Consider the following 17,113-nt stretch of genomic DNA (forward strand, 5'->3'; position numbering starts at 1 on the left):
AGGTGAGGAAGCCAAGACAATGAACGCACATCTACAGCCGACAGGCTCCGCCTACTTCATCTCGCCGGAAACCGCAGCCGCCGAGAACCATACGCTCTCGATCCTCGTCGATAACGAGCCGGGCGTCCTTGCCCGCGTCATCGGCCTGTTCTCCGGCCGGGGCTACAACATCGAAAGCCTCACGGTCTCCGAAACCGAGCATCAGGCGCATCTGTCGCGCATTACCATCGTGACACGAGGCACGCCGCATGTGCTGGAGCAGATCAAGGCCCAGCTCGAGCGCATCGTGCCGGTGCACCGCGTCGTGGACTTGACGGTGCGTGCTCGCGAACTCGGGCAGGAGCGTCCGATCGAACGGGAAGTGGCGCTCGTCAAGGTGATCGGGACCGGCGAAACCCGGGCCGAGACGCTGCGTCTTGCCGATGCCTTCCACGCCAAGGTGGTCGACGCGACTGTCGATCATTTCATTCTGGAGATCACCGGCAAGTCCTCCAACATCGATCAGTTCGTGACGATCATGAAGCCGCTCGGCTTGATCGAAGTCTGCCGCACCGGCATCGCCGCCATGAACCGCGGTCCGCAGGGGATGTGAACCGGCGTCTGGCCAGCGCGCGGCAGCCTGAAGTCTCAGAGCATTTCGAGCGCCGATTTGCGGGTCGGCGGCGGGAAGGCGGCGTCGAGCGCCGCCCAGTCCTCGTCGCTGATATCGAGCGAGACGCAATCGCGGTTTTCAGCGGCGCGGTCGGCATTCGACGTCTTCGGAATGGCGATCACGCCGTCGCGTTCGAGAAGGAAGGCAAGGGCAATCTGAGCCGGGGTTGCCTGATTGGCCTTGGCGATGCGGATGAGCTCGGGATTGTGCAGGATGCGGCCCTGTTCGATCGGCGAATAGGCCATGACCGGGACTCCATGCTCCTGGCACCAGGGCAGAAGATCATATTCGATGCCGCGGCGCGCGAGATTGTAGAGAACCTGGTTGGCAGCGACGTGCCGGCCGCCCGGAACGGCAAGCAGTTCCTCGATGTCACCGATATCGAAGTTCGAAACGCCCCAGGCGCCGATTTTTCCGGCGTCCTTCAGGTCCTCGAAGGCTTCGACGGTATCGGCCAGCGGATGCTCGCCCCGCCAATGCAGCAGGTAGAGGTCGATCTGGTCGATGCCGAGACGTGAAAGGCTCCGCTCGCAGGCTTCGATCGTGCCCCTGCGGCTGGCATTCCACGGATAGACCTTGGTGACGATGAACAGGCCGTCGCGCCGGCCCTTGATGGCGCGGCCGACGATGCGCTCGGAATCGCCTTCGCCGTACATTTCGGCCGTATCGATCAGCGTCATGCCGAGCTCTATGCCGGCTTTGAGACTTGCGATTTCTCGCTCGGCTTCCGACGCCCGTTCTCCCATGTTCCAGGTGCCCTGGCCGAGAGCGGGGACTTCGATGCCGTTCGGGAAGGTGATCGCCGGGATAGGGTCGTCTTGCATGGCCGAATCTTTCATTTTTCCTTCAAAGATTGCGCAGACGCGTCATCTTTCAAGCAATCCTGTCACCATGACAATGATTATCTGGCTTAGGAAATGCAGGCGGGTTAGCGGATTTCAATCGACAGGGATCGTCATGGGTTGACGATCTACGGGAGGTTCCATGCCGCTGGATACGTTTCTGGCTCTCGTTCTCTTTGCCTTCACGACATCGATCACGCCGGGGCCGAACAATATGATGCTCTTTGCATCCGGGGTGAATTTCGGCTTTCGTCGGACGGTCCCGCATATGTTGGGCATCGGCGCCGGCTTTTTCTCGCTGCTTCTCGGCGTCGGACTTGGGCTCGGCGCGTTGCTGCGAACGGTGCCTGCGCTTTACACGGCGCTGAAATTTGCGGGCGGCATTTATCTCGTCTGGATCGCGTGGAAGATCGCGACGTCGCGGGCGCTGAGCGGAGGCAAGGACAGCGTCAAGCCGATGTCATTCCTTGCTGCTGCCGCCTTCCAGTGGGTCAATCCCAAGGCTTGGGTCATGGCGGTAACGGCCATGGCCACCTACACCAATCCCGACCTTTATCTCGCCAGCGTGCTGATCATCGGCCTTGCCTTTGCCGCGGTCAACATTCCAAGCGTTTCGACCTGGGCCGGCTTCGGTTCCGCATTGAGCGAATGGCTGTCCGACCCGGTGCGGCTCAAATGGTTCAACGTCACCATGGCGGTGCTCTTGGTGCTGAGCCTCTGGCCGATGTTGAAATAGAGAAAAGCGGACGGTCCAGGCGACCGCCCGCAGAAGCGCTTAGATGCCGAACCCGCCGATACCGCCAGACTGAACGATGATCGTCGGGTCAGTAAAGTTGCGGAAGCCCAGGAGCGGAATGTCGCAACGGCGGTCAAACTTGCCGACCGGAGCGGTGCGCTGGCAGTTCTCCGCGGATTTATAGGGATGCCCGGGGATCTGATACTCGCCCTTTTTCAGATCGCGATAGTCGTCCGCGCTTGCCCAGGAAGCGAATACAGCGCCGAGCGCTGCTGCGGGAAGAGTGATCCTGTTCATCGCAATACCTTTCCCCTACTTGCGAGATGTCGGAGAATATCACGCAAACCCGATTGGACCTCGGGTGCAATGGGATTAGCCCTTGGGGACGCTGCCTAACTTGACTGATGCTAAAACAGGGTGATCGAAGGCTTGTTGACCATCAGCCAGAGGATGCCGATCACTGCCAAGAAGGCCGGAAACCCGCAGGCGAACCAGATGTGGTAGAGCCGGAAATACTCCGGCGGCAGCTGTTCGCCAGCAGTGGCGGCTGCGCGTGCAAGATCGCGGAGCCTGACCTGTATCCAGACGACCGGCAGCCAGAAAAGGCCGGTAACGACGTAGAGGATGAGCGAGAGGGCGATCCAGCCTTCGCCGAGCGGCCAGCCGATGATGGTGGCAAGCAGATAACCTGTCACCGGCTGGAGAATAACAGCCGTTGCGGTGAAAATCGTGTCGGCGATCACAACGGTTCCCGCGACATGCGCAATCAGTTCCGGCGCTTGCGTCCTGTGCGCCTTTGCCATGAAAAAAGCGATCCCTGCACCGGTGCCCAAGAGCACGGTCGCGCCGATCACGTGGGCAAGCAGTAGAAGTTCTGCAAGCATCAGCGTTCATCCAGAATGGCAAGGGTGACGAGCGTCAGCAGAAGCGACGGGAGGACCTTGACGAGAGGTCCCAGCGGATCGCGCCAGAGTGAGGGTTCGAGCAGGGTTGCGCCCGCGAGATATGCGAGGGAGACGGCGAGCATGGCGAGAAGGGCTTTGCGGGCGATGGGCCGGAAAAGGAGTGCTGAACCGAGCGCGATGTCGACGGCGCACGTGAAAAGCGTGAGCGCCATTGCAGCGGCGGGCGGCATGAAGGGTAGAAGATGCTGACTTGCCGTCTGTGGCGACAGAAGCGGAATGATGCCGGACAGCAGCCAAAACAGAGCGAGGCCGGCGGCCATCAGCGGCTTCAGCAGATAGAGGCGCGCGAACCACAGATCCTGAATGCCCGACGGGTTGGCTGCCAGCGTGGCCGCGACTGAGCCGCTGCGGATGGCTGGAACCGTTCCATTGATTGTGACGCCCTTGGATATGATGGCCATGGCGGTCGAACGCAAGGGCGAACGCCAGCCGAGGCGCCCCGCAATATCGGCGAGCCAAGTCACGGGTTTTGCCAGCGCTGCTGGGATGGGGATGATGGGCGCGGGCGGAAGGCCTAGCCATTGGCGATGCAGTTTCACGAGCTCGGAGAGCATGAGCGTCTCGCTGGATGCGAGTGCAATATCTTTTCCGCTGGCAATTTCGCCGCAGACTGCTGCGCTGACGGCTGCAGCGACATCTTTGATATCGATCGTCTCGACCGGGCTTTGCGAATGGATAAGCGGCAACACAAAAGGCATTGATGCGAGCGCCCGCAAGAGCGCTGAGCCGCCATGCGAATTGCGCCCGATAACGAGTGCCGGACGCAAAATGACGTAAGGTAAACCACTTGTCGCTAGGGTATCGTCGGCGCGGCGTTTTGTGGCGAGGAACGGCAGATCGGCAGCTGGAGCATCCGTGTTTGCTGATATCTGGACGATGAGGCGGACGTCCGACGTCTTGGCCGCGGTATAGAGCGCCAGCATCGCATCTGCCTGTGATGCGGCAAGGTCATCGGAGAAGCCGTCCTGTAAGGCGCCTGCGCAATTGACGACCATATGCTGGTCTTTCAGTGTCTCTTGCCAATCGGCAGCTCTGGTCATGTGGGCGAGATCGGCACGCAGCCAGCGGACATCGGGCCATTTGATTCGAGCCCGGACAGAAGTGCGGCCTAGGCCGCTCACGGCATGGCCATCGGCCACCAGACGGGCGGCGACCGCGGAGCCGATGAAACCTGTTGCGCCGAGAATCAGAATGTTCATGCGCCGAGAATATCGAAAAACCGCAAGGCGCATAGATTAGCTTGGCGGGCTGCATTCAAGCGCCTAAAGATAATCATCCTATGCGCGGAGGGCCTCGTCTTGCACGATCATCCTGATCATGATCACCATCATCATCATCATCACGACAACCGCTATTCGGACATGCAGGCGCGGGTGAAGGCGCTGGAGACGGTGTTGACGGAGAAGGGGCTGATCGATCCGGCGGCGATCGATGCGATCGTCGAGACCTATGAGACGAAGATCGGCCCGCGCAACGGCGCCCATGTCGTGGCAAAGGCCTGGAGCGATCCGGCATTCGCCGAATGGCTGAAGAGCGATGCGACGGCGGCAATTGCGAGCCTCGGCTATACCGGGCGGCAGGGCGAGCACATGCGCGCCGTCTTCAATACGCCCAAGACCCACAACCTCGTCGTCTGCACGCTTTGCTCCTGCTATCCCTGGTCGGTGCTCGGCCTGCCGCCGGTCTGGTACAAGGCGCCGGCCTATCGCTCGCGGGCGGTGATCGATCCGCGCGGCGTGCTTGCCGAATTCGGCCTGACGCTGCCCGCGGAAAAGAAAATCCGGGTCTGGGATTCGACGGCCGAGCTGCGCTATCTCGTCATTCCCGAGCGCCCCGAGGGAACGGAAGGCCTGAGCGAGCAGCAGCTTGCCGGTCTCGTCAGCCGCGATGCGATGATCGGGACGGCAATTGCGTCTGCTCCGGGAGCAGCCGCATGAACGGGCCGCACGATCTTGGTGGACAGATGGGGTTCGGGCCGGTCGCGCCTGAAAAGGACGAGCCGTATTTCCATGCTGAGTGGGAGAAGCGTGCGCTTGGACTGACGCTATCGTGCGGTGCCTTCGGTGCCTGGACGATCGATGAGAGCCGGCATGCGCGCGAGAATATTTTGCCAGCTGATTATCTCTCCGCAAGCTATTACGAAATATGGATGCGGGCGCTGGAAGTGCTGCTCGATCGGCACGGATTTGCAACGGCTGCGGAGATCGATGCCGGCCACAAGCAGACGGCCGGAGCAGTGCCGAAACGGGTTCTGAAGGCGGATATGGTTGCGAACGTTCTGGCGCGCGGCGGCGCTTGCGACCGTCCGGTGGAAAGGGCTGCGCGCTTTGCCGTCGGCGAGAAGGTCCGGACAAGGAATTTTAATCCGGAAACCCATACCCGGCTGCCGCGCTATGCGCGTGCCAAGAATGGCGTGGTCGAGGCGGTGCAAGGCTCCTTCGTGTTCCCGGACGACAATGCGCATGGCAAGGGCGAGAATCCACAATGGGTCTATACCGTCGTTTTCGATGGCAGGGAAATCTGGGGCGAGGGCGCCGATCCATCGCTGACGGTTTCGATCGATGCCTGGGAGAGCTACCTTGAGCCTTTGTGAACCGGCATCGCCGCTGACGCGATCGCCCCAACTGCCGAAATCCGCCGATGGCGAGCCGGTCTTTCCCGAGCCCTGGGCGGCTGCTGCTTTTGCAATGACAGTGCACCTCCACGAACGCGGTCTCTTCACATGGAGCGAGTGGGCGGAGACGCTTTCGGCCGAACTGCACAAGCCGGGCCGGGTGGTGGATGGCAGCGACTACTTCGACTGCTGGGTCGAGGCGCTATCCTCGCTCCTTGTCAACAAAGGCATCGCCGATGCCGGCCCCATCCTTTCGCTGCAGGAGAGCTGGCAGCGTGCGGCGGAAGCCACGCCGCACGGAAAGCCGATCGAGCTTTCCAACGATCCGCTGCGCTGATCGTCACGACGGGAACTGCTTGTAGCACTCCTCGGCCACCTGCCGCAGCATATCGCGCGAAATCTCGCCGGTGACGGCATAGCCGAGCTCGCCGTCGATCCAGTAGAATGTCTCGACACCGCCGGCGGAGGCGAAACGGAAGCTCGTCGTCCGGTTCGCCTTGTTGCGGCCGATCAGCGCGGTCAGGCGTTCGCCACCCTGATTCTCGTACATGAACATCGCGCCCGGCTTTCCATCCACCGGCAGCAGCCGTCCGCCCACGAGCCGGAAGCCGAGGGCCTGTAGATCCGGCACCTTCAGGTTCGGAATAGAAAGCCGCTTGCCGAGCCAGGTCGCCAGATGCGCTTCCTCATTGGCGAAGACTTCGACAGGATGGCGGACCTCGCCTGCATAGACCAGGAAGGCGTTCTGCGCCTCTGCCGGCAGTGTCTCGGAAGCGGCAAGCTGCAGTTCGGGTTGCTGGACGAGCGGAGGGCCGTAATGACCGGCAAGGGCGCCAAGCGCGAAGAGAGCGACGGCGGCTGCGGCAATGGCCGAACGTTCCGGCCAAACGGAAACGCCATTTTCCGGATCGACCAGCAGGATGTCGCTTTCCTTGGATTTTTCGTAAGGCGCGAACGTTGAACGGATCGCAGCATTCTGCGCCTGCCATGCCGTCACCTTGGCAGCGTCCTCGGGATTGTCCTGCAGCCAAGCCTCCACGCGGGCGCGGGCGTTTTCGGGCAGTTGCCCGTCGGCATAGGCGTGGAGGTCCGCTTCGGGCACGGTCGAGTTGGTCTCGTTCATTTCGGTCTCCGAAGCGTAATCACATTGTCGGCCTTCATTAGGTCTCCAAGCCGCTGACGCGCGCGCGACAGGCGCGACATGACGGTGCCGACCGGTATGTCGAGCGCGGCGGCCACCTCGCTGTAGGTATAGCCTTCGATGACAACCAGCATCAGCACGGCGCGGTTTTCCTCCGACAGGCTGTTCAGCGCGTCTTCCAGCCGCAAGCGCTCTAGCGGATCGGCGGTCGTCTCGGGCGAGGGCATGTCTTCGGCGCTGTCAAGCTCGACCATCATGCTGGGCGGGCTCTGGCGGCGGGTGTTGCGGTAGAGATTGGTCATGATAGTCAGCGTCCAGCCGCGCAGGTTCAAGCCACGCCACTGCGAACGGCGGGCAAGTACCTTCTCGACACAGTCCTGCAGCAGATCCTCGCCGTCGGCGTCGGAGCGGGTGAGGCTTCGCGAATAGCGCCGGAGCGAGGGAAGGAGGGCCAGGATCTGGCCCTCGAATGTTTCGGGTGCGGGTGTCTTCACGCCGGTCCACTCAGGGTTTGGCAAGGTCCCAGTTGCCCCCCACGCCATCGCCGGTGATATCGCCCTTCTTGGTATCCTTCACCCAGAAATAGAGCGGCATGCCGTCCTTGGCCCATTGCTTTGTGCCGTCCTTGCGGTCGATGATCGAATATGCACCATCGGCCTTCGCATCGCCAGCGGCCATCAGCGGCGGCCAGTTCTTGGCGCATTGGTCGTAGCAATTGGAAACGCCTTTCGTGTCCTTCTTGAAGGTATAGAGCGTCATGCCGTTTTCGCCGGCGAGCACTTTGCCCTTGGCGGATTCGACGGTCATGACCGGCGCTGCCGCGAATGCAGCCGTTGCCGCAGCAGATGCGACGGCGAAAGCGATCAAGAATTTTACGGATTTCATGTGGGTCTCTCCTCACGTTCGGCAGCTTTTTTGCTTACCGGAGATGAGACACCGAAAGCCGTGATTTTATTCCATGCGGTGTGAGAGATTTTTGAATGAATGCCGCGTTTGGTGCCGTGCCGAGATTGACCCTGCTTGAACCAGATACACTCGTCACTTAAATTACCGGCCATCGTTGATCTCAACAGGATGTGTGCAGCAATGGATTTCAACCCGATCGCATCGCCAATTCGCCTTGCCACCGGGGAATTTCATGTCCATGCCTGCATTCATCACACTCTCCAATCTGTCGTGGTCCGCGCCTGACGGCCGTCCGCTTTTCTCATGTCTCGATCTAAGCTTCGGCGCGGACCGAACGGGTCTTGTCGGCCGCAACGGCGTTGGCAAGACCACGCTTCTCAAGCTGATCTCAGGCGAACTCCAGCCTTTGTCCGGGACGATTGCGTTAGGCGGTCGCCTGGGCGTGCTCCGCCAAAGGGTCCAGGTGGAAGCCGAGGAAACGGTTGGCGATCTCTTCGGCGTGACCGAGGCGCTCGCCGTCATTCGGCGTGCCGAGGTGGGCGAGGCGACCGCTGAAGAGCTTGCATCTGCCGACTGGATGCTGGAAGCCCGCATTGCTTCGGCTCTCGATCGCGCGGGGATCGACGCTGAGCCCGAAACGCGCCTTGTCGCACTGTCGGGTGGACAGCGCACACGGGCAGGGCTTGCAGCGCTGATCTTCTCGGAGCCCGATTTTCTCATCCTGGACGAGCCGACCAACAATCTCGACCGCGATGGCCGCCAGGCCGTCATCGAACTCCTTGCAAATTGGCGGGCGGGGGCCATCGTCGTCAGCCATGACCGGGAATTGCTCGAAACCATGGACGCCATCGTCGAACTGACTTCGCTTGAGGCCACGCGTTACGGCGGCAACTGGAGCCAGTATCAGGAGCGCAAGGCTTTAGAATTGGCTGCCGTGCAGCATGATCTCGCCGATGCCGAGAAGCGTGTGGCCGAGGTTGCCCGAAGCGCCCAAGCAACGGCCGAACGGCAAGCTCGCAGGGATCGTATCGGCCGGAAGAAGGCTGCCAGAGGCGACATGCCGCGTATCGTCGCCGGCGGCTTGAAGGAGCGCAGCGAAGCAACAGGCGGCGATAACGCCCGGCTTGCCGAACGCCGGCGCACCCAGGCGCTCGAAGACGCAGCAGCCGCGCGCGAGAAGATCGAAATCCTGCAGCCCTTTTCGGTGACGCTTCCGCCGGCCGGACTGCCTGCCAACAAGGTCGTCCTGAAGATGGATTCGGTGACGGCGGGCTATCGGCCTGCCGAGCCGGTCCTCAGCGATCTGTCCTTCGGCATCGTTGGACCGGAGCGCATCGCCGTCACCGGCCCGAACGGTTCGGGCAAGACGACATTGCTGGCGCTTGTCACCGCGGAGTTGAAGCCCTGGACCGGGACGGTCTCGGTCATTTCCAAGTTCGCAATGCTCGATCAGCAGGTGAGTCTTCTCGATCCGTCGATTTCGATCCGCGACAACTTCCTGCGGATAAACCCGCGCGCGGTTGAAAATGCCTGTCGGGCGGCGCTCGCCCGGTTCATGTTCAGGGACGATGCGGCGCTCCGGATCGTATCGACGCTCAGCGGCGGCCAGCTGTTGCGGGCCGGTCTGGCGTGCGTTCTGGGCGGACCGGAACCGCCTTCGCTCCTGATCCTGGACGAGCCGACCAATCATCTCGACCTCGATTCGATCGCTGCGGTCGAGAGCGGATTGCGTGCCTATGACGGCGCGCTGCTGGTCGTCAGTCACGACGAAGTCTTCCTGGAAGGCATTGGGATTACGCGCAGGCTGGAGTTGCCTACGGGCCGTTTACCAGCTTGAGGATAAGCTGCTGGATGTTGCCGCCTTGGCCCATTTCGACCTTGTCAAAGTCGCGGCCCTGCTGGCGCTGGTAGCCGGAGAGTTCGCCGAGGCGTTTTGTCAGCACGACGCGGATCTTGCTGCAGTCCGGATCGTCGGCGGCGGTGAGGCCGAGGCTGTAGGCTTCAATCGCCTTGACCATATGCTTTATGGTTTCGCCGTGCCAGCGCTCGTGGGTCTCGACGCCAGTAATGAAGCTGTCCCAGCTTGCCTTGGTTGCAGGTGGCAGCTGTGTCGTAGGCTCAGGTAGAGTGTAAGTGATAATCAGTTTCGGCCGAGCCACAGTCAGCCTGCAGGACCTGTCCGCCTGCGGCTCGTATTTCCTGGTCCAGGTGAGCTTGAAGGTCGTGTGCGCGATGACGCGTCCGATGCCAGCCTTCGGGCCGTGTTCGCCGATCGATGCGTAGAGCTCGGCGCCGGATTTGCCAGTGATTGTATATGGCTTGACCTGTTCGACGGCCTGCCATTCCGCGTGGGCGGCAGCAGGTATCGGCAGGGCCGCCATCATCAGGCATAATTGAATGCTTCTTCTCACGTGAATCCCTCAAGCAACGTGGCGACACTAAAGGGCGCAAAACCTGCGTTCAAGCGGCTGAAAGCAGGCAATCGCGCGGCAGCAATCTGCGGGCGCACTTTTCCACCTTGCTTCGCGGCTGCGAATCCTGCCAAGTCGCTCCCATGCAATTTGCTCCGCAACAGGACGAAGCCCTGAAGGCCGTTTCGAAATGGCTGAAGGAGGGCCGGTCGCCGCTCTTCCGTCTGTTCGGCTATGCCGGAACGGGCAAGACGACGCTCGCCAAGCATTTTGCGGAGAATGTCGATGGCGACGTGTTGTTTGCCGCCTTCACCGGCAAGGCGGCGCAGGTGTTGCGCTCGCGCGGTGCCAGCAATGCCAAGACCATCCATTCGCTGATCTATCGCCCGCGTGGGGAAGAGGCTGTCGAGGACGAGGAAACCGGCAAAACCTCGATGACGCCGATGTTCACCATCAACCGGCAGAGCCCGGTCGCCAAGGCGGCGCTGATCATCGTCGACGAATGCTCGATGGTCGACGAGGCGCTTGGAAAGGACCTGATGAGCTTCGGCACGCCGATCCTGGTGCTCGGCGATCCCGGCCAGCTGCCGCCGGTATCGGGCGGCGGCTTCTTTACCAATCAGGAGCCGGATTACCTGCTGACGGACATTCACCGCCAGGCGCGCGACAATCCGATCATCAAGCTTGCGATGCAGGTGCGCGAAGGCAAGGAGATCATGTATGGCGACTACGGCACCGCCCAGGTGATCGCCAAGAACGAAGTCAACCAGGCCCTGGTGCTCGATGCAGATCAGGTGCTTGTCGGCACCAACCGCACGCGGCGGCGCTATAACCAGCGCCTGCGGGAGTTGAAGGGCTTCACGGCGGATTATCCGCAGACGGGCGACAAGCTCGTTTGCCTGCGCAACGACCCCGCCAAGGGGCTGCTCAACGGTTCGCTCTGGCAGGTAATGACGTCATCGAAGGAGACGACGAAGCCGGGCATCAACCTGCTCGTGCGGCCGGAAGACGACGACATGGATCGCGGCGCAGCCAAGATCAAGCTACTGAAGCAGGTTTTCGAGGATGTCGAAGGCGAAATCCCGTGGAATACGCGCAAGCGCTACGACGAATTCGATTACGGCTATGCGCTCACCGTGCACAAGGCGCAGGGCTCGCAGTGGAACAATGTCGTGCTTTTCGATGAAAGCTGGGCCTTCCGCGATACGCGCGAACGCTGGCTTTACACGGCGATCACGCGCGCGGCGGAGACGCTGACGATCGTGCGGTGAAGCTGCGGAAACGGTGGCGGCCGTTGCCGGAACGTTATACCTTGACGATGCCGAGAAGCACTGCCTTGGTGATCGCCTGAAAGCGGTTGTTTGCCCGGAACTTCAGGATGATGTCAGCTTCGAGCGCCTGTGCTTCGTCATGCTTCAGGTCAAGCGCGCGGGCGATGCGCTGCGTCGAGAAGCCTTCGGCCATCAACGAGAGGCAGCGCAGTTCCTCATCCGAAAGGGCGGATTGATCCTCGTTGTCGTTCAGCGGCGGTATCTCGCTGCTGGCATCGGGGTCGAGCAGATCGCTGACCTGTTGCAGCTGACGGTGCAGCGTCGACATTTCCGCCGTCAGCTCGCGCTTGCGCACGGCGAGCGCCTCCTGGAAGATTGCCTCTGCTTGGTCCTGCGAGGAGGCACGGCGCAATTCGTCCATCAGCTCCTGAATGACCGCGATCGGCATCCCGGTCTCGCGGCAGACGTTGATGACGGCCATGCGCATCACGTCGTCCTCGCCGTAAACGCGCATCAGGCCGATACGATTTGCCGACAGCAGTCCTTTCTCTTCGTAGAAATGCAGCGTCCTGTGCGTGACCCCGAATGCGTTCGCCATCTCGGCGATAGGCACCGGTCCCTCAGGCAAATCCGGCGGCAGTGCGGCAGATGGCAGGAACCGGTATCTGGACCGGCGCTCCGAAGACTTACCGGCGGCGGCACGTTTGGTACCGTCTGGCATGAACCCTCCTGGGGCAAAAGTTGCACCTCATGCGGTTTTGCCAGTTGCTTCAAAGGCGCTGCGGAGTGGTGTTTCCTCGAGGCGTTCTTGTCGTCGGGAAGAAGCAGTACGCGGCGTACTTACTCGATACTTATTCTCACGTTATGCGTGAACGGACATTTTTGTAAGTGCTAAAAATAATCGCTTTTAAATAGGATAGCAACGCAGCGTCCGAAAACTTATATCCAACGTAAGGTTGGCCGGATAGGGTGCCCGCGGCGGCTGAATTTCTTGCGGCGGAATGGGAAATACTCCTGCCGTAGACACTTCCGACCATGCGGGCGTCCATCACAGATTTGCATGCAGTCATATGCGAATCTCGTTGGCCTCGCCGGGCCCATTGGCATAAAAAGCAGCTCACGCTTATCGCACTGAATGGATCATCGACATGCCGACGACGCTTTCCGTCAATCTCAACGCCATCGCCATGCTGCGCAACAGGCGCGATTTGCCCTGGCCGAGCGTCGAGGCGCTGGGGCGCATCGCCTTGCAGTCGGGGGCCAGCGGGCTGACCGTCCATCCGCGGCCGGACCAGCGGCACATCCGCTTCTCTGACCTGCCGGTGATCCGCAATCTGATCGACGACGAGTTTCCGGAGGCCGAGTTCAATATCGAGGGCTATCCGACGCAGGAATTCCTCGATCTCTGTAGAGGTGCCGCACCCGAGCAGGTGACCCTCGTGCCCGATGATCCATCGCAGGCGACCTCCGACCACGGCTGGGATTTCCGCAAGCACCAGGCTTTTCTCACGGATGTCGTCGCAAAACTGAAGAAGATGGGTACCCGGGTTTCGCTGTTTGCCGACGGCGACGGTGATGCCGAGGCGGTGAAGATCGCCAAGGCGACGGGAGCGGACCGGATCGAGCTTTATACCGGCCCTTATGGCGGCTGCTACGATGCGCCGGAGCGGGCAGGCCCCATTCTCGAAGCGCTCGGCAAGACGGCGGACGCAGCACTCGCAATCGACCTCGGCGTCAATGCCGGCCACGACCTGACCGTCGCCAACCTGCCGCCGCTTGTGAAGCGCATCCCGAGGCTTGCGGAAGTTTCTATCGGTCACGGCCTGACCGCGGATGCACTGGGATACGGCATGGCGGAAACTGTGCGGCGGTTCTGCCGTGCGTGCGGGCAGAAGATATGAGGGACAGTGCTTCTTCTTTCGAAGGACGAGGGGCGCGCAATGAGGTGCAGAGGGTCTCGACGTCTCATCTTTCTCATCTCTGTCCTCGGGTTAAACCCGAGGATTGTCACAGAGATCCAGCTACGACGCGTCTTCGCCGTGAATGACTCATTTACCTTGAAGGGAGTCTCCTGCGCCGCGCTGGATTCCTGTGAAAGGCACATGAATGAGAAAAGGGAGAGAAGGCCAAGACAGCGGCGCCCTGTTTGCCGCTCCCTTGCCTGCGATTGAAGTGCCAGGAGATGCCCGCCTTGCCCTCCCCATCAACTCTTGATGAGGCAGCAATCGACGCTTTACGTCAGCAGAGCCGCCTTGTTTGCAACGAAGAAGTCCTCGAGCTTCTGCGTCGGCTTACCGGTCAGCGCCCTGAAGTCGTCTGTGAGGAGGTCGAAGTTGCCGGCGCGGATGTTGGCGTCGGCTGAGACCAGCATGTCGGCGACAAAAGCGGGAAGGCCTGCGCCGCGCATGCCCTGGCCGAGCTGCTCGTCGCTGACCTTGACGGCCTGCAAAGGCTTTCCGACAGCAGCGGCGATGCCGGCGGCGATCTCGTCGGCGGTCAGCGATTGGCTGCCCGTCAGCGTGTAGGTCGCGCTCTCGCCCGTTCCGGAGGCGAGGGCGGCGGCAATTGCCAATGCGCAGTCTTCGCGGGAGATATTGGAAACCTTGCCGTCGCCGCTTGCCGTGTACCAGCTGCCGGACTGCAGGTTATGCGGCATGCCGTGTAGATAGTTGTCGAAATACCAGGCGTTGCGGATGATCGTGTAGGGAATGCCGGCAGCCTTGATGGCGTTCTCGGTGCCGAGGTGGTCCGGCGCGAAAGTGACGAGCGACTTGTCCGGCGAGGGCATCGAGGTATAGGCGATGTGCTTCACGCCGGCTTTTGCCGCAGCCTCCACGGCGGCCTTGTGCTGCGTCAGACGCTGGCCGGGGACGGCGAGCGCGTCGGTGCTGATGATCAGCAGGCGATCGACGCCCCTGAAAGCGGCTTCGAGGCTTGCCGCATCGTCGAAATCGGCCTTGCGGGTGGCAACGCCCTTGGCGGCGAGCGACGCGAGTTTCGCCGGGTCGCGGGTGGCGGCGATGATGCTTCGGGCCTGAACGTTGTAGGTTTCGAGCAGGTGATGAATGACGCGCCGGCCAAGCTGGCCGGCCGCGCCGGTGACGAGAATCGTTTCGCTCATAGGTCTTCCTCTATGGTGGTCTCAAAAAGAGAGCAGCTCTAAAATAGGAATTGACTTCGAGCTGTAAAGAAGGCAGTTTTTCCGCTCTACGTTACCAAAAGGGAACCGTCCCATTATGAGCGCTGTCCTCAATCTGAAGAGCAAGCCCGCCCCCGGCATCCGCCGGGAGATCGATCTGGGGAGTCTCGATTTCAGCAATTGTCCTGTCCGGGACATGATGCAGCAGATCGGCGGCAAGTGGTCGACGTTGCTTTTGGAAGCGCTTGCTGCGCGGCCATACCGCTTCGGCGAGCTGCGGCGGAAGATACCAGATATCTCGCAGAGGATGCTGACGCAGACGCTGCGCGACCTGCAGCGCGAAGGCTATATCGAGCGGGAGGTGTTTCCGACGAAGCCGCCAAGCGTCGAATACCGGGTCACCGAACTCGGACGCTCGCTTTACGCCACGCTGGCGCTGCTTTTGAACTGGGCGGAAGCAAATCATGACGCCGTTCGCGACGCCCGCGCCCGCTTCGATACCGCTGAAGGTTGAGGCGCGGCTTACTTGCCGCGCCCCTCGGTGAGGAAGAGCAGGAAGGCGAAAGCCGGAAAACAGAAGCCGATCCAGGCTGTCATCGTCCATCCACCCGCCGCATAGGCCCAGCCGCCGAGCGCGGAGCCGAGAGCGCCGCCGGCAAAGAAGGTCGCCATGTAGAGACCGTTCAGACGGCTGCGATGGTCGGCGCTGATCGCATAGATCGCGCGCTGGCCGCAGACCAGATTGGTCGTCACGCCGAAATCCAGAAGGATCGCTGCTGCCGTCAAAAGGATGAGCGCGGTCAGCGAGCCGTCGGCTGCGAAATGGCTGATGACGAAGGACACCATGCCGAGCAGCATGGCAAAGGCCGAAGCGATCTGCGTCAGCCCACGATCGGCCAGGCGTCCGGCAATCGGCGAGGCGACGGCACCGGCAGCGCCGGCAAGCGCGAAGAGCGCGATACCGTTCTGGGTCAGGCCGAAAGCCGGGCTTGCAAGCAAAAGCGGCGTCGTCGTCCAGAACAGGCTGAAGGCACCGAACATTCCGGCCTGATAGAGCGCGCGGCGCTGCAGGATGCGGGAGGTCATCGCAAGGTGCAGCATCGAGGCAAGCAGTGCACCGTAGCCGAGCTTCGTGTGGGGGGTGCGAACCGGCAGATTTGCGCGCAGGATGAGGACCAGCCCGACCATGACGACCGCGGTGATGTAGTAGACCATGTGCCACGACGAGGCTTCGGCGATGAAGCTCGCAAAGGGGCGGGCCAGCATGATGCCGCAGAGAAGGCCGCCCATGACGTTGCCGACGACACGGCCGCGCATCGCATCCGGCGCCATATGGGCGGCGAAAGGCACCAGAACCTGCACCGCGACCGAAGAGAGGCCGATACAGAGCGAGGCCAGCAGGAACAGGGCGGGCGTTGAGGAGAGTGCTGCGCCGACGAGCGCGACTGCCGATACTAGGATCAGCATTAGCACGAGGCGGCGGTTCTCGAGCAGGTCGCCGAGCGGCACGATGAGGAGCAGGCCGAGACCGTAGCCGATCTGCGTCAGCGTCACGATCAGGCCCGTGGCTGCCGGCGTGAAGCCGAGATCGGCACTGATCGGGCCGGCCAGTGGCTGGCCGTAATAGAGATTGGCGGCGACGAGGCCGCAGGCGGCCGCGAAAAGGAATGTCATCAAAGGCGAGATCGCCCGGGGTATAGCGGTCTCGTTCGTTGCAGTTGAAATGCTCATGAAAAACTCCGGTATGCTGATCTGGGGGAGGATCGGTCTTGAAGTCGTTCTGCGCCACCCGCTTGTTGCGGGCGAAGCGCTGTCAGTCGAGAAGTTTTATGGCGGCGTCCGCCACGGCGGTCATGTCGTCCTCTCGGCGGCCGGTCTTGCCGGCGACGCGCATGCCCTTCGTCAGGCACAGCAGGGCGCGGGCAGCCGTTACAGCGTCCAGCGTTTTTGGGATCGAGCCGTCGGACTGGCCGAGCCGGATGAGGTTCAGCAGCAAGTCCTCGTTGGCGGCAAAAGCAGCGGCGACGCGTTCCGCGGCCTCCTCGTCGAAGATCGCAAGCTCGTTGGCGCTACCGACGACGAGGCAGCCGCGACGGCCGATGACGCCATGCGATGACGCAGCGTAAAAGCGCAGGATTTCACGGATTTTGTCGCGGCCGGTCTCGACCCTGTCCAGGCGCTCATCAAGCAGGCCGCGGCGCACGGCGCGGTACCGGTCAAAGGCGGCAAGAAAGATGCCGCGCTTGTCCTTGAAGGCCTTGTAGACGCTGCCGGAGGTAAGCTCCATCGCGTCCGTCAATTCGCTGATCGAGGCTGCGTGGTAGCCGCGCTCGGAAAAGACGCAGAGCGCCTTGTCGAGCGCTGCGTCCATGTCGAATTCGCGCGGCCTGCCGCGGGATCGGCTTTTGTCATCGAGGGTTGCCGTCGTCATGGCTC

21 protein-coding genes are annotated in these 17,113 nt (G+C 61.8%); 9 read left to right on the forward strand and 12 right to left on the reverse strand.

The features are described 5' to 3' along the window. Window positions 1-19: 19 nt before the first annotated feature. A complete protein-coding gene (ilvN, locus tag ACZ9DP_RS22040) occupies window positions 20-592 on the forward strand; it encodes an acetolactate synthase small subunit (RefSeq protein WP_476203563.1) in 573 nt (190 codons plus the stop codon). Between the two features lie 35 nt (window positions 593-627). Here the strand turns inward: ilvN and ACZ9DP_RS22045 are convergent, their stop codons facing one another. Next, window positions 628-1,476, reverse strand: a complete 849-nt coding sequence (locus tag ACZ9DP_RS22045; protein WP_074070314.1) for an aldo/keto reductase — start codon at window positions 1,474-1,476, stop codon at window positions 628-630. 160 nt (window positions 1,477-1,636) lie between these two features. On the opposite strand from ACZ9DP_RS22045, the gene ACZ9DP_RS22050 reads away from it, so the two are divergent. Beyond that, window positions 1,637-2,230, forward strand: coding sequence for a LysE family translocator (locus tag ACZ9DP_RS22050; RefSeq protein WP_476203564.1), 594 nt, complete (start codon window positions 1,637-1,639; stop codon window positions 2,228-2,230). A gap of 39 nt (window positions 2,231-2,269) precedes the next feature. On the opposite strand, the gene ACZ9DP_RS22055 is transcribed toward ACZ9DP_RS22050, so the two are convergent. From ACZ9DP_RS22055 to ACZ9DP_RS22065, 3 genes are all read right to left on the reverse strand, one after another. Beyond that, window positions 2,270-2,527: a hypothetical protein gene (locus ACZ9DP_RS22055; protein ID WP_233426691.1), complete on the reverse strand. Its 258-nt coding sequence runs from the start codon at window positions 2,525-2,527 to the stop codon at window positions 2,270-2,272. Between the two features lie 110 nt (window positions 2,528-2,637). After that, window positions 2,638-3,114 carry a DUF2269 family protein gene (locus tag ACZ9DP_RS22060; protein ID WP_283068409.1) on the reverse strand — a complete coding sequence of 159 codons (477 nt, stop codon included), beginning with the start codon at window positions 3,112-3,114 and terminating at the stop codon, window positions 2,638-2,640. Beyond that, window positions 3,114-4,394, reverse strand: coding sequence for an SDR family oxidoreductase (locus tag ACZ9DP_RS22065; protein ID WP_476203565.1), 1,281 nt, complete (start codon window positions 4,392-4,394; stop codon window positions 3,114-3,116). The genes ACZ9DP_RS22060 and ACZ9DP_RS22065 overlap by 1 nt, the downstream gene beginning before the upstream one ends. A 99-nt stretch (window positions 4,395-4,493) precedes the next feature. Between ACZ9DP_RS22065 and nthA the strand changes: the two genes are divergently transcribed. From nthA to ACZ9DP_RS22080, 3 genes are read left to right on the forward strand one after another with little or no spacing between them, the layout of a single operon-like run. Then, the gene (gene nthA / locus ACZ9DP_RS22070) at window positions 4,494-5,132 is read left to right on the forward strand and encodes a nitrile hydratase subunit alpha (protein ID WP_476203566.1); all 639 of its coding nucleotides are present in this window, start codon (window positions 4,494-4,496) and stop codon (window positions 5,130-5,132) included. Then, on the forward strand, window positions 5,129-5,788 hold the full coding sequence (gene nthB / locus ACZ9DP_RS22075; protein WP_283068403.1) for a nitrile hydratase subunit beta: 660 nt from the start codon (window positions 5,129-5,131) through the stop codon (window positions 5,786-5,788). The genes nthA and nthB overlap by 4 nt, the downstream gene beginning before the upstream one ends. Continuing rightward, the gene (locus tag ACZ9DP_RS22080) at window positions 5,775-6,146 is read left to right on the forward strand and encodes a nitrile hydratase accessory protein (protein ID WP_476203567.1); all 372 of its coding nucleotides are present in this window, start codon (window positions 5,775-5,777) and stop codon (window positions 6,144-6,146) included. Before nthB ends, ACZ9DP_RS22080 begins: the two co-directional genes overlap by 14 nt. 3 nt (window positions 6,147-6,149) lie before the next feature. On the opposite strand, the gene ACZ9DP_RS22085 is transcribed toward ACZ9DP_RS22080, so the two are convergent. Genes ACZ9DP_RS22085 through ACZ9DP_RS22095 form a run of 3 tightly spaced genes read right to left on the reverse strand, consistent with a single transcriptional unit; the run spans window position 6,150 to window position 7,835 of the window. Continuing rightward, window positions 6,150-6,932: an anti-sigma factor family protein gene (locus ACZ9DP_RS22085; protein WP_476203568.1), complete on the reverse strand. Its 783-nt coding sequence runs from the start codon at window positions 6,930-6,932 to the stop codon at window positions 6,150-6,152. After that, entirely contained in the window at window positions 6,929-7,444 is a 516-nt protein-coding gene (locus tag ACZ9DP_RS22090; protein ID WP_476203569.1) for an RNA polymerase sigma factor, read from the reverse strand. Before ACZ9DP_RS22090 ends, ACZ9DP_RS22085 begins: the two co-directional genes overlap by 4 nt. A 10-nt stretch (window positions 7,445-7,454) precedes the next feature. Beyond that, window positions 7,455-7,835 carry a COG4315 family predicted lipoprotein gene (locus ACZ9DP_RS22095; RefSeq protein WP_074068879.1) on the reverse strand — a complete coding sequence of 127 codons (381 nt, stop codon included), beginning with the start codon at window positions 7,833-7,835 and terminating at the stop codon, window positions 7,455-7,457. Window positions 7,836-8,094: 259 nt separating this feature from the next. Here ACZ9DP_RS22095 and ACZ9DP_RS22100 point away from each other — a divergent pair, with 259 nt between their 5' ends. Then, entirely contained in the window at window positions 8,095-9,693 is a 1,599-nt protein-coding gene (locus ACZ9DP_RS22100; RefSeq protein ID WP_476205448.1) for an ABC-F family ATP-binding cassette domain-containing protein, read from the forward strand. Here ACZ9DP_RS22100 and ACZ9DP_RS22105 read toward each other — a convergent pair. Further along, the gene (locus tag ACZ9DP_RS22105) at window positions 9,671-10,240 is read right to left on the reverse strand and encodes a DUF922 domain-containing Zn-dependent protease (RefSeq protein WP_418336542.1); all 570 of its coding nucleotides are present in this window, start codon (window positions 10,238-10,240) and stop codon (window positions 9,671-9,673) included. The two genes, ACZ9DP_RS22100 and ACZ9DP_RS22105, sit on opposite strands and share 23 nt — an antisense overlap. Before the next feature lie 170 nt (window positions 10,241-10,410). Here ACZ9DP_RS22105 and ACZ9DP_RS22110 point away from each other — a divergent pair, with 170 nt between their 5' ends. After that, entirely contained in the window at window positions 10,411-11,538 is a 1,128-nt protein-coding gene (locus tag ACZ9DP_RS22110; protein WP_194729989.1) for an ATP-dependent DNA helicase, read from the forward strand. A gap of 34 nt (window positions 11,539-11,572) precedes the next feature. Here ACZ9DP_RS22110 and ACZ9DP_RS22115 read toward each other — a convergent pair whose 3' ends face one another. Then, window positions 11,573-12,259: a MerR family transcriptional regulator gene (locus ACZ9DP_RS22115; protein WP_194729988.1), complete on the reverse strand. Its 687-nt coding sequence runs from the start codon at window positions 12,257-12,259 to the stop codon at window positions 11,573-11,575. 427 nt (window positions 12,260-12,686) lie between these two features. On the opposite strand from ACZ9DP_RS22115, the gene ACZ9DP_RS22120 reads away from it, so the two are divergent. Continuing rightward, entirely contained in the window at window positions 12,687-13,439 is a 753-nt protein-coding gene (locus ACZ9DP_RS22120) for a pyridoxine 5'-phosphate synthase (RefSeq protein WP_194729987.1), read from the forward strand. 332 nt (window positions 13,440-13,771) lie between these two features. On the opposite strand, the gene ACZ9DP_RS22125 is transcribed toward ACZ9DP_RS22120, so the two are convergent. Next, the gene (locus ACZ9DP_RS22125) at window positions 13,772-14,659 is read right to left on the reverse strand and encodes an SDR family oxidoreductase (RefSeq protein ID WP_476203570.1); all 888 of its coding nucleotides are present in this window, start codon (window positions 14,657-14,659) and stop codon (window positions 13,772-13,774) included. 112 nt (window positions 14,660-14,771) lie between these two features. Between ACZ9DP_RS22125 and ACZ9DP_RS22130 the strand changes: the two genes are divergently transcribed. Continuing rightward, window positions 14,772-15,191, forward strand: coding sequence for a winged helix-turn-helix transcriptional regulator (locus ACZ9DP_RS22130; protein WP_194730152.1), 420 nt, complete (start codon window positions 14,772-14,774; stop codon window positions 15,189-15,191). Window positions 15,192-15,199: 8 nt separating this feature from the next. Here the strand turns inward: ACZ9DP_RS22130 and ACZ9DP_RS22135 are convergent, their stop codons facing one another. Then, window positions 15,200-16,408, reverse strand: a complete 1,209-nt coding sequence (locus ACZ9DP_RS22135) for an MFS transporter (protein WP_194729985.1) — start codon at window positions 16,406-16,408, stop codon at window positions 15,200-15,202. Window positions 16,409-16,490: 82 nt separating this feature from the next. Then, the gene (locus ACZ9DP_RS22140) at window positions 16,491-17,108 is read right to left on the reverse strand and encodes a TetR/AcrR family transcriptional regulator (protein ID WP_476203571.1); all 618 of its coding nucleotides are present in this window, start codon (window positions 17,106-17,108) and stop codon (window positions 16,491-16,493) included. Between the last annotated feature and the right edge of the window lie 5 nt (window positions 17,109-17,113).

The organism is Rhizobium sp. USDA 4016 (assembly GCF_056279705.1).